The 12,014-nt window shown below is 30.0% G+C and carries 15 protein-coding genes; 11 read left to right on the top strand and 4 right to left on the bottom strand.

What is annotated here, in order from left to right:
• Positions 1-35: 35 nt before the first annotated feature.
• From QPK35_RS04030 to QPK35_RS04020, 3 genes are all read right to left on the bottom strand, one after another.
• Positions 36-995, bottom strand: a complete 960-nt coding sequence (locus QPK35_RS04030; RefSeq protein WP_290034189.1) for a diacylglycerol kinase family protein — start codon at positions 993-995, stop codon at positions 36-38.
• Between the two features lie 132 nt (positions 996-1,127).
• Positions 1,128-2,807: a ribonuclease J1 gene (gene rnjA, locus QPK35_RS04025; RefSeq protein WP_290034188.1), complete on the bottom strand. Its 1,680-nt coding sequence runs from the start codon at positions 2,805-2,807 to the stop codon at positions 1,128-1,130.
• Between the two features lie 3 nt (positions 2,808-2,810).
• Positions 2,811-3,023, bottom strand: a complete 213-nt coding sequence (locus tag QPK35_RS04020) for a DNA-directed RNA polymerase subunit epsilon (RefSeq protein ID WP_290034187.1) — start codon at positions 3,021-3,023, stop codon at positions 2,811-2,813.
• Between the two features lie 217 nt (positions 3,024-3,240).
• On the opposite strand from QPK35_RS04020, the gene QPK35_RS04015 reads away from it, so the two are divergent.
• Together QPK35_RS04015 and QPK35_RS04010 are read left to right on the top strand one after the other, a co-directional pair.
• Positions 3,241-3,408: a hypothetical protein gene (locus QPK35_RS04015; protein WP_290034186.1), complete on the top strand. Its 168-nt coding sequence runs from the start codon at positions 3,241-3,243 to the stop codon at positions 3,406-3,408.
• Positions 3,409-3,465: 57 nt separating this feature from the next.
• Positions 3,466-3,723, top strand: a complete 258-nt coding sequence (locus QPK35_RS04010; RefSeq protein ID WP_290034185.1) for a hypothetical protein — start codon at positions 3,466-3,468, stop codon at positions 3,721-3,723.
• 35 nt (positions 3,724-3,758) lie between these two features.
• Here the strand turns inward: QPK35_RS04010 and def are convergent, their stop codons facing one another.
• Entirely contained in the window at positions 3,759-4,310 is a 552-nt protein-coding gene (gene def / locus QPK35_RS04005) for a peptide deformylase (protein ID WP_290034184.1), read from the bottom strand.
• Positions 4,311-4,416: 106 nt separating this feature from the next.
• On the opposite strand from def, the gene QPK35_RS04000 reads away from it, so the two are divergent.
• The 9 genes from QPK35_RS04000 to QPK35_RS03960 all read left to right on the top strand — a co-directional run bounded on the left by QPK35_RS04000 (position 4,417) and on the right by QPK35_RS03960 (position 11,982).
• A complete protein-coding gene (locus QPK35_RS04000) occupies positions 4,417-4,692 on the top strand; it encodes a UPF0223 family protein (RefSeq protein ID WP_290034183.1) in 276 nt (91 codons plus the stop codon).
• A gap of 5 nt (positions 4,693-4,697) precedes the next feature.
• Positions 4,698-5,468 (top strand): inositol monophosphatase family protein, encoded by a 771-nt coding sequence (locus QPK35_RS03995; RefSeq protein WP_321316000.1) that lies wholly within the window; start codon positions 4,698-4,700, stop codon positions 5,466-5,468.
• Positions 5,469-5,598: 130 nt separating this feature from the next.
• Positions 5,599-7,440, top strand: a complete 1,842-nt coding sequence (gene typA, locus QPK35_RS03990; protein ID WP_290034181.1) for a translational GTPase TypA — start codon at positions 5,599-5,601, stop codon at positions 7,438-7,440.
• A 183-nt stretch (positions 7,441-7,623) separates the two neighbouring features.
• A complete protein-coding gene (locus QPK35_RS03985) occupies positions 7,624-8,838 on the top strand; it encodes an FtsW/RodA/SpoVE family cell cycle protein (protein ID WP_290034180.1) in 1,215 nt (404 codons plus the stop codon).
• 11 nt (positions 8,839-8,849) lie between these two features.
• Positions 8,850-9,158 carry a YlbG family protein gene (locus QPK35_RS03980; protein ID WP_290034179.1) on the top strand — a complete coding sequence of 103 codons (309 nt, stop codon included), beginning with the start codon at positions 8,850-8,852 and terminating at the stop codon, positions 9,156-9,158.
• Complete coding sequence (gene rsmD, locus QPK35_RS03975; RefSeq protein ID WP_290034178.1) at positions 9,158-9,715, top strand: 16S rRNA (guanine(966)-N(2))-methyltransferase RsmD; 558 nt, start codon at positions 9,158-9,160, stop codon at positions 9,713-9,715. The genes QPK35_RS03980 and rsmD overlap by 1 nt, the downstream gene beginning before the upstream one ends.
• On the top strand, positions 9,716-10,204 hold the full coding sequence (coaD, locus tag QPK35_RS03970; RefSeq protein ID WP_290034177.1) for a pantetheine-phosphate adenylyltransferase: 489 nt from the start codon (positions 9,716-9,718) through the stop codon (positions 10,202-10,204).
• Complete coding sequence (locus tag QPK35_RS03965) at positions 10,188-11,246, top strand: SepM family pheromone-processing serine protease (RefSeq protein ID WP_290034176.1); 1,059 nt, start codon at positions 10,188-10,190, stop codon at positions 11,244-11,246. The genes coaD and QPK35_RS03965 overlap by 17 nt, the downstream gene beginning before the upstream one ends.
• 79 nt (positions 11,247-11,325) lie before the next feature.
• Complete coding sequence (locus tag QPK35_RS03960) at positions 11,326-11,982, top strand: helix-hairpin-helix domain-containing protein (protein WP_290034175.1); 657 nt, start codon at positions 11,326-11,328, stop codon at positions 11,980-11,982.
• Positions 11,983-12,014 lie beyond the last annotated feature (32 nt).

The raw sequence follows: 12,014 nt of genomic DNA, 5'->3' as shown, positions 1-12,014 counted from the left end.
GAACGATTGAGAATAAAATCTCTATCGTTCTGTTTTTATTTTTTTCGACGCTCATCTAAAGAAACACTATCGATATTAAGCCAAAATGGATATTCAACGATTTTTAAATATAAATCATTATATTTTCCACCGATGTCACGGCTATCTATTTGTGTTTGCTCGAGTGAGTTAACAGTAATATGTACATTATCTGTATGATAAGAATGAATAAAAGGTAATTTATATGAATTATAAAAATGCGATGATAATAAAAGTAACAAAAAGGTAAAAATATTAATTTTGTCAATTATCACTATTTCAAGGGAGTTATCATTCTTTGAAAAATCCGTTTCATGAGTATGATTATATAAATTTAAAAGAAAAGCTTTTTTATAAAATTTATACTGATGGCCAATTCTCAGAGTAACATCAAATGAATCTAGGCTATTATAATATGCTTTACAAATACTATTAAAATTTGAAAGCCATTTAAAATGTGAATTCATCCATGAATGGTGATTTTTATTACGAATGGAAGATAATGTTGCTTCTAAACCAATTAAATAACTATCTAAAAAATATCCTGTTTCTTCATGATTAGATTCGTAATATTGAACTAAAGAATAATTTTCTGCCTCAGTTGCATTTAAAGTTTGTTTCAATGCAGTAATTGGATTATGTGCAATACCAATTTGATTTGCAAATTGGTGATGTTGTCCGACACTAATAAAACTAATTGGAATATTAGTTTTATTTGCATCTTTAATTCCAGTTAGTACTTCATTTAAAGTGCCAGTACCACCAATAACAAGAATTACATATTTATCAAAATCATTATATTTTAATGATTTTAGAAAGGACATTGCAAATTGTTTTGCATCTCCCTTGGTAGCAGTTTCTTGAGAACGATAATTAATTTTATGTTCATCTAAATATTGTTTGATTTGTTGCCATTGTTTTTTTGCATTGCCAAAATTCGCATGTGAATTAACAATGATGTAAAATGACTTAATCATTCTCTCAACTCCTCTCACCAAATACTTATATAATTAATTATGACATGTAAAAAAAAAATTACAATATTTCTAAGAAAAAACTAAGATATAATGGCGAAAAAAAAGATTATGCAATTGCATAATCTTTTTTAATTAAATTGTAACTAACATAGGTAAGATCATTGGATGGCGTTCAGTTTGTTCAAATAAGAACAATTGCAAATCTGAAACAATTGCATCCTTTATCATTGCTTCAGAAATCTTTTTGTTATTTTTTAAAATACGATTGATTGTACGAGCAATTCGTTTTTTACCCTTATTAATTAATTCACCAGATTCACGCATATAGATAAATCCACGTGACAAAAAGTCAGGACCTGCAATTATTTTGTGTTTCTTCATGTCAATTGTTGCAACAACAACTACTAAACCTTCTTCAGATAAAGTCCGTCGATCGCGTAAAACTATGTTTCCAATATCTCCAATTCCGGAGCCATCAACATAAACGTCACTTGCATTAAAGTGGCCTGCAACACGTGCAGAGTTTGCTGTTAAAGCTAAAACATCTCCATTTTCAAGTATAAATGAACGGTTTTGAGGAACACCACATTGCTCAGCTAATTCAGTATGAATTTTTAACATACGATATTCACCGTGAATTGGCATGAAATATTTAGGTTTGATTAAACGAAGCATTAATTTTTGTTCTTCTTGACCACCATGTCCTGATGCATGAATATTATTTACTTTTCCGTGAATAACATTTGCTCCAGCTTCCTCTAATTCATTAATAACTCGATTTACACTCGTTGTGTTACCGGGAATAGGGGAGCTTGAAAATACAACTGTGTCTCCAGGTTGAATACTTACTTGTCTATGTGTACCATTAGCAATTCTACTTAATGCAGCCATTGGTTCACCTTGAGAACCAGTACATAAAATCATAACCTTATTTGCAGGTAAATTATTAATTTCACGTGCATCAATAATTGCATCTTCGGGAATATTTAAATATCCAAGCTCACGTCCATTAACAATGGCAGCTTCCATACTTCTACCAAAAACGGCAATTTTACGACCACGTTTAATGGCTGCATCGGCAGCTTGTTGAATTCTTGAAATGTTTGATGCAAAGGTTGCAAATATAATGCGACCATCAACTTTTTCAAATATGTGGCGAATAGAGTGGCCTACCCATTTTTCTGATTTTGTGAAGTTAGGAATTTCAGCATTTGTACTATCAGAGAGTAAACATAGAACACCGTCAGAACCTAATTTAGCCATTTTTTGAAGGTTAGGTGGCTGATTAGTAATTGGTGTTAAGTCGAACTTATAATCGCCAGTTTCAACAATTGTACCTGAAGGTGTTTTTACAGCAACACCTAATGTATCTGGAATAGAGTGAGTAGTTCTGAAAAATGAAACACTAGTTTTTCTAAATTTTAATATAGTATCCTCATTTATTTCATGTAATTCTGCGCTTCTAAGTAATCCATGTTCTTCTAATTTACTTTTAATTAATGCTAATGGTAAAGGACCAGCATAAATAGGCACATTAATCTGTTTTAGTAAATAAGGAATACCACCAATATGATCTTCGTGACCATGGGTAATTACTAAAGCTTTAATTTTTTGTTTATTAGCTACTAAATATTGAAAATTAGGAATAACGTAGTCAATACCTAATAAATCATCTTCAGGGAATTTAATTCCAGCGTCTATTACAATAATTTCATCTTGAAATTGAACACCGTACATGTTTTTCCCAATTTCGCCTAAACCACCGATTGCAAAAACGGCAGTTTCATTATTTTTAACTTTGAGTTGTTTCATATGCTAAAACTCCGTTAATTTAAAATTCTCACTTTGCTTTTCATAGTCTAAAGCCTTTGAATTTAAACCTTCGATAAATTCAACATTATAATCTGTATTTTCTTCTACAAGTAAACGAGCTTCGACTTCTGATTTTGCATCTAAATATAAAGCTTCAGTATTTTCTCTACGAGGATTAATTGTTTTTGTTGGTTGATAATATACTTTAAAAATCATTAATTTAAAATCTCCTTTGATATTTATTTTTCACAAATTGCGAAAGAATAAAATTAAATTAAAACTTCCGAACTAGAATTGCTTGCACAATAATTAATTCCATTTTAGCATAATGAAAGTGTTAAGTATAGAAAACAAGATAAAATAGATTAAAGAACAAGCAAATTTTCGATATTTTTTTCCGTATGCTTTATAATTAATAGAGTAGGTGATTAAAATGGTTAAATATATACTAATTATTTTAGTTATTTTAATGGTATTAGGAATTTTAATACTGATAAAAAAACAACGTGAACGTAAGGCTTTATTATTACTTCAGAGAAATAGTCAAAAAATAACGAATGATGCATTTAAAGAAGCAATAAAGAGCGTGAAAGAGATTTGATTAAATAAAGATCAAAAAATTACTTCAGAATTTGTGTCTAATGTATGGGAAAGTAAAGTGACAGCATTTGAATATTCCATTGAAGTATCTGGAATTAAAATCAATGATCTGAAAAATATTCAAAGGCAATTACAAAGTTCATTAGAAAGATATGCAAAGGAGAAAAATTTACCTGCATATCAAACACATCCAGTTTTTGTGATATCAGATATTTGGTTATTTGCAAATGTATTACATATAGATATTTCACATATTACAAATAAAGAAACTTGGTCATATGTTCATGACGTTGAAAAGTCTGATCATACAAAATAAAAGAGGAATTGTTTAAACAATTCCTCTTTTATTAATTATTCAATAATTAATGTGCCTTCTGGAACATCAAAAGGATTATCACCTATATGGTCAAAGAATAAAATACCGTTTAAGTGATCAATTTCGTGTTGAACAACAATTGATGTGTATCCTTTTAGACGTTCTACATGTTCATTACCATCTAAATCAAACCAGCGCAATTTAATGCGATTTGAACGTGGAACATAACCTGGAATTTCACGATCAACAGATAAGCAACCTTCACCTTCGGCTAAAGCAGCTTTTTGTACAGATTCACTAATAATTTTAGGATTTACTAATACGTGTTTAAATACCGGATTACCATCTGAATCTGGAACTAAAACCGCTGTCATACGAATGCTCTTGTCAACTTGAGGAGCTGCCAGACCAACACCAGCACGTAATTTGTATTTAGCTGCGATTTCTTCATCTTGACTATTTTCCAAAAATTCCATCAATTGTGCAGCTAATTTTTTATCATCGTCTGATAAAGGAAATGTTAATTCCTTTGCACGTTTTCGTAAGGTTGGATGACCTTCACGAATAATATCATCCATTGTGATCATTTTAAAACTCTCCTAGTAATTAATTCTTTACCACTTATAATATCACAAAGTATAATAAAATTAAGTGTAAAGTTTTTGAAAGTTAAATATAAGGAAGTAAAGTTAGATGCAAGAAAATTATTCATATCCATTAATGGATGAATGGTCAAAAGATGAAATTATTAAAATGGTAGAGTTTTATGCAATGGTAGAAAAAGCAAATACTATTGGAGTAAATCGAGAATGCTTTTTAAAAATGGTAGAAGAATTTAAAAAAATAGAACCTTCAATTGCTGCACAAAAACAAATAGATCATCGTTATAAAGAAGTTTCAGGTTTTAGTATTTATAAAACAATAAAATCTGCACAAGAATCTAATCAAAAAAAATTTAAAATGAGGTGAAAAAAGTGCATTGGGAAAAAATTGATGAAAAAATTAAGTTATTGATGTTTGAAGCACGAAAAATGGCACTGGAAAGTTTTGACACTAAATTAAATATTAAAACTAAGTCCAATCGGAATGATTTAGTTACAAATATGGATAAAACAATTGAAAAATTTTATATTGATAATATAAAAGAAAATTTTCCTAATGCTAAAATTATGGGAGAAGAAAGTGAGAAAGATCAATTAAAAAATTCAAAAGATCTTTTCTTTGTCATTGATCCAATTGATGGGACAATGAATTTTGTAAAAGAAAAGAATCATTTTGCAAGTATGATTGCTGTGTATGATCATCAGAAACCTATTTTAGGATATATTATGGACATGTGTAATGGAAAGTTATATTGGGGCGGACCTAATATAGGAGTATTTGAAAATTATAAAAAACTTGAAGCACCACGCAATTCAAAATTAGAAGATGGTTTACTCGGTATGGGCTTGCCAATGATATTAAACGATGAGTTTAATATGAAAGAAATAGCAAAACAAACTTCGGGTATTAGAATGTACGGAAGTGCAGGAATCGAGTTTATTCACGTTTTAAAAGGGGAAACAATTGGGTATGTTTCAAAATTACATGCATGGGATTATGCAGCTGGAAAAATTTTGGCAGAAACTTTAAATTTAACTGTTGATGCAATTGACGGAAGCGATATAAATGTGCTATCATCAAAAATTGTACTAGTAGCGACGAAAAGCGCTCAAGCGCAAATTAATCAGCTTATTCATGCCTGATTTAACTGTGGCCAATGTCACAGTTTTTTTCTGAATATTAGTGAAAAAAATAATTAAATTTTCATAATTTTATGAAATTAATTGTATAGTGTTTTTTGATAATCGAATAGAAACGAAAGGAAGCTATAAATTGAAAAGACGTGAAGATATCCGTAACGTTGCAATTATCGCACACGTTGACCACGGTAAAACAACTTTAGTTAATGAATTATTAAAGCAGTCAAATACATTGGATGATCATACTGAAATTAGTGATCGTGCAATGGACTCAAATGATATTGAAAAGGAACGTGGAATCACTATCCTTTCAAAGAACACAGCCGTTAAATATGGTGATAAACAAATTAATATTTTAGATACACCAGGACACGCTGACTTCGGTGGAGAAGTTGAACGTATTATGAAAATGGTTGATGGTGTATTATTAGTTGTTGACGCTTTTGAAGGAACAATGCCACAAACACGTTTTGTTTTAAAAAAGGCTTTAGAACAACATTTAACACCAATTGTTGTTATTAATAAAATTGACCGTGAAGGTGCTCGTCCTGAAGAAGTTGTTGATGAAGTTCTTGATTTATTTATCGAATTAGGAGCAGATGAAGATCAACTAGAATTCCCAGTTATCTATGCTTCTGCTATGAACGGAACAACTTCAATGGATCCAGATCCATCTACTCAAGAACACACAATGGATCCAATTTTCAATACAATTTTAGATACAATTCCTGCACCAATTGATAATTCAGATGAACCATTACAATTCCAAGTGGCAATGCTTGATTACAATGATTTCGTAGGAAGAATTGGAATCGGTCGTGTATTCCGTGGAGCTATTAAAGTTGGGGATCAAGTTACAGTTATGAAACTTGATGGATCACAACAAAACTTTAGAGTTACTAAGTTATTTGGATTTATGGGATTAAATCAAGTTGAAATTCAAGAAGCTAAAGCAGGAGATTTAATTGCTGTTTCTGGAATGGAAGAAATTAATGTAGGTGAAACTGTATGTCCAGTTGATCATCCTGAAGCACTCCCTGTTTTGCGTATTGATCCTCCTACATTGCAAATGACATTTATGCAAAGTGACTCTCCATTTGTTGGACAAGATGGTGACAATGTTACTGCGCGTAAATTAGAAGATCGTTTGAAGAAACAACTACACACTGACGTTTCTCTTAAAGTTGAAGATACAGATTCTCCAGATGCATGGACAGTTTCAGGACGTGGAGAATTACATTTATCAATTTTAATTGAAGAATTACGTCGTGAAGGATATGAATTATCAGTTTCACGTCCAAAAGTTATTTATCGTGAAATTGATGGAAAACTTAGTGAACCATTTGAAAGTGTAATTATTGATACTCCAGATGAATATACTGGTTCAATTATTGATTCATTAGCACAACGTAAAGGTGAAATGAAGAATATGGAACCAAACGGTAATGGTCAAACACGTTTAGAATTTTCTGTTCCAACACGTGGTTTAATTGGTTATGATTCACAATTCTTATCAATGACACGTGGTTATGGTATCTTAAATCATACATTCTCTGAATATAAACCTGTAATTCGTAATTGGGAACCTGGTCGTCGAAACGGTGCTTTAGTTTCAATTAATCAAGGTAAAGCTACAACATATGCAATCATGGGTGTTGAAGGCCGTGGTACAATTTACGTTGATCCAGGTACAGAAGTATATGAAGGTATGATTGTAGGTAAGTCTTCTCGTGAACGTGATATTTCAGTAAACGTTACAAAGGGTAAAAACTTAACAAACGTTCGTGCAGCAGCTAAAGATCAAACAGCTACAATTAAGACTCCAGAACATTTAACTTTGGAAGAAAGTATGGAATTCTTGAATGAAGATGAATTACTTGAAGTTACACCAAATCATCTTCGTTTACGTAAGCGTATTTTAAATACAAATGAACGTGAAAAAGCTGCAAAACGTGATAAGAGAGCAAAACAATAATATTAAAACTTTAAGTAAAGTACTCACAAGAAATTGTGAGTACTTTTTGTTTTTCATAGTTTTTCATAAATTGTTTGTGTTATAATTTTGAAGAGTGTTTATTCTAAAGAGAAGGGTGGTTACGTTAGGATTAATCACTTTAAACCTAATATAAAAATGACAAAGAATGGAATTTCTGGAGTTATGAAATTAATTATTAAAAAAATAAGTGAAAAAATTAAATATTTCGATTGGATGTTATTTATTCCATATATTTTCTTATGTGCAACTGGAATTATTATGGTTTATTCAGCAAGTTCAATTAATTTATCGTATGTAAGTACAAATTCATCACAGTATATGATTAAACAAGTGCTGTATGTATTTATTGGTCTTGTTTTATTATTTTTATTTTCACATATATCATTAAAAAAATTTACAAATAGAATTGGCTTAATGGTCTGGTGGGGAATTTTAGCTGTATTACTATTTGTCGCACGGTTTTTAATGCCTGCCGTAAATGGTGCTCATGGCTGGATTTCACTAGGAGCATTTAGTATTCAACCTGCTGAATTTTGTAAGGTATATCTAGTATTATTTTGCGCATATTGTTTTGCTAATTGGAGTAAAAAAGAGCAGCAAGGAATTCAAGTAAATAAAAAGAAACCTTATATTTTTATTGCACTTTTGCTTTTTTTAATTATTATAGAACCTGATACAGGTGGACTTATGATTAATTTAGCTATTGTACTAATTATGTTTATAACATGCCGCAATTCTGAACAAAGTTTCTGTTACAGAAAATTGGGATTAAAAATATCAAATTTATTTATTATTTTAGCATCGGTTGTAATGTGTATAATTGCTCTTCAATTGCCAAGATTGTCATTTATTCAAGGATTAAAAAAATGGTATTATGGGATTGATCGTTTTATTGCATTTTATAATCCATTTAAATATATTCAAGGTGCAGGACGTCAATTAGTTAACTCATATTATGCCATTAGTAATGGTGGTTTTTTTGGTTTAGGTTTAGGAAACAGTATTGAAAAACGTGGCTACCTACCTGAACCATATACTGATTTTATTTTATCTGTTATTGCTGAAGAATTAGGATTTATTGGGACAGCTGTAATTCTTTTAGTACTTATGTTTATTATTTTACGAATCTTTTTGATTGGGATTCGTGCTAATAATTTATATGATCGATTAATCTGTTATGGTGTTGGAATGTTTATGTTTGTCCAAATCATATTTAATGTAGGCGCTGTAGTAGGACTTTTACCTATTACAGGTGTTACATTGCCATTTATTTCATATGGTGGTTCAAGTATGTTTGTCCTTTCGATGGCCTTAGGATTAGTAATGGGAATCTCAGCAAATCAAAAACGTCATTTAGAAAAAGACCCAATAGAATAAGTGAGGAAAATATGACAGAATTTGAAGAAAATATGCGCCAAGGTGTAATTGTTTATCTGTATCGATTACGCCAAAGTCGGCAATTGAGAAAATTCGGTCAAATACAATATATTTCTAAAAGAATGAAGTATGTTGTATTATATATGGATCGTAATCAAATCGAACAAAATATTGTAAAATTAAAAAAACTTAGATTTGTAAAAAAAGTAGAGCTTTCATATCGTCCATTTTTAAAAACGGACTATGCAACTTCTGAAGAAGAATACAAATTAACTGATGAAGACAAAGAGAAATTCAAGAAGATAAAGAGTGAAATTTAATGAGAGTAATTACGGGAAATTATGGTGGTCGAAGATTAAAAGCAGTACCTGGGATGAAAACTCGACCAACCACAGATAAGGTTAAGGAGTCAATGTTTAATATTATTGGTCCTTATTTTGATGGCGGCAAGGTCCTAGATTTATTTTCTGGGAGTGGTGGATTAAGTATTGAAGCTGTTTCTAGAGGAGCGGAAGAAGCTTATTTAATTGATAGACAATTTCAGGCAATTAAAACGATTAAAGAGAATATTGCTATAACTAAAGAAGAAAATAAGTTTCATATATTTAAAGCGGATGCACATAAAATTCTAAAAAAATTTTCACAAGAAAAATTGAAATTTGATTATGTTTTTTTAGATCCTCCATATGCACAACAAAAAATTATTTTGGATTTAGAAGAAATGGTTAAATTAGATTTATTAAATGATAGTGCATTAATTGTCTGTGAAACAGATCAAAATGCAAAGTTACCAACAAAGCTAAATAATTTTAAATGTATTAAGCAGGTAACATATGGAATTACAGTATTAACATTTTATCAATTTGAGGTGGATTAAATGAGGGCGTTATTTCCGGGAAGTTTTGATCCAATTACGAGGGGACATATTGATATTATTAAACGATCAAGCAAGATTTTTGATGAATTAGTAATTGCAGTTTTATCAAATTCACAAAAGAAATCACTTTTTACTGCCCAAGAAAGACTAACTTTAATTCAAAAAGAAATTGCTAATTTAAAAAATGTTTCCGTCATTAAAAGTGAAAATACATTAACTATTAAATTAGCTCAGAAACTAAATACAAATGTAATTATTCGCGGAGTTAGAGATTGCAAGGATTTTGAGTTTGAAAAACAGATTGCAACTCTTAATCATCAGTTAGATCAAAACATTGAAACATTTTTATTACCCACAAATCCTGATGTAGAATCAATTTCATCATCAATGATCAAAGAAATTGCGATGTTTGGTGGCAATTTAGAATCATTTGTATCTAAAAATGTTAAAAGAGCTATTGAGGAAAAAATAAATGAAAAAAAAGACTAAAAAAATTTTAATAGCTACAATAGTATCAATTTTGATATTATTAGCAGTTTTTCTACCATTACCTTACTATATTGAATTACCAGGATCTGCTGAAAATATATCACAATATATCAAAGTAGATAACTCTAATGGAAAACAGATAAAAAATAAAAAAGGAGAGGTTATGCTTGTTTATATTCGAGAAATGCGTGCGACTCCTTTAACATATGTAATGAGTTATTTGAATCCTTTTGCTGATCGTGATAGTTCGCAGGATATATATCAAGGAAATTCAGAAAAAGATTATCAAAAGATTCAACAATATTATATGGATGACGCTATTAATGAAGCTAAATATGTTGCTTTTAAAGCAGCAAATAAAAAGGTAACACGTAAGTACTTAGGACTTTATGTAATGTCTGTTATGTCAAATTCAAGTTTTAAGGGTAAATTACATGTTGGTGATACTGTTAAGTCAGTAAACGGAAAACATTTTGATGATTCTCAAGGCTATATAAACTATATAAAATCATTACCTAGAAATTCTAAAATTACTATCGGTGTTCAAAGTGGAGATAAATTAAAAAAATTAACAGGAACGACACAGAAACTTCAAGGTACAAGCCAATATGGAATAGGAATTACATTAGCTGATAGAACAAAAGTAGAAACTTCTAATAAAGTTAAAGCTAACATGAATGGAATTGAGGGACCATCTGCTGGGTTAATGATGTCATTACAGATTTATAATGATTTGATCGATGGTAATCTTTTAAATGGTAAAAAAATTGCTGGGACTGGGACAATTAACTCTGATGGTCAAGTTGGAGATATCGGCGGAGTTGATAAGAAAGTTGTTGCAGCAGCGAAAGCTAAAGCATCAATTTTCTTTGTACCAAATAATCCAATTCCTAAAGAAATAAAAAAAGAGTATCCAGATTTGCAAACTAATTATGAAGAAGCAAAAGCAGCTGCTAAAAAAATCCATACAAAAATGAAAATAGTTCCAGTAAGGACTTTTGATGACGCAGTAAATTATCTAAATAAATTAAATAATAAATAAAAAAAGAAATTATTTTAAAATAATTTCTTTTTTTTCGTATATAGATAATGATGGCAATTTTTTTATGGAGGTATTAATTGTGGAAAATATAAAATTTATTTGGGAAGAGCATAAAAATAAAATCATTATTGGATTATTAATAGTTGGAATAGTATGTTGTTTGTTTATGCCATCATACAAACAATCTGATTTGGATGAGTCTAAATTTAATTTTTCATCAACTATTGAAAGTAATACAACATCTTCAACTGTTACAGAACAATCAGTAAGTAACTCAGATTTATATGTAGATATAAAAGGAGCGGTAAATCATCCAGGAGCATATAAAATGGATCCAAATCAAAGGGTTGGAGATGTTATTCAGAAAGCAGGTGGATTAAGTAAAAATTCTGATTGTAATCGAGTGAATTTAGCACAAAAATTAACAGACCAAATGGTAATTTATGTTCCTATAAAGGGAGAGACAATTCCAATATCAAATGATGTTTCATTGAATAGTAGTATTCAAGATCAAAGTAATAATTCAAATGCATCAAATGAAACTAATAAAATTAATTTAAATACAGCAACTCTTGAACAATTAAAACAATTAAATGGCGTTGGAGAGAAAAAAGCACAAAAAATTTTGGATTATAGACAACAACATGGTGGATTTAAAGCAATCGATGATTTAAAAAATGTAGATGGGATTGGTGAAAAAAGTTTTCAAAATTTAGCATCTCAAGTCTGCGTTTAAAGAATTCTGTTATACTATTTTTTATGGAGGTG

Source organism: Ligilactobacillus cholophilus, from assembly GCF_030389495.1.
Taxonomy (GTDB): domain Bacteria; phylum Bacillota; class Bacilli; order Lactobacillales; family Lactobacillaceae; genus Ligilactobacillus; species Ligilactobacillus cholophilus.
Note: the sequence above shows the minus strand (reverse complement) of the source record. Positions and strands in the feature narration are given on the sequence as shown.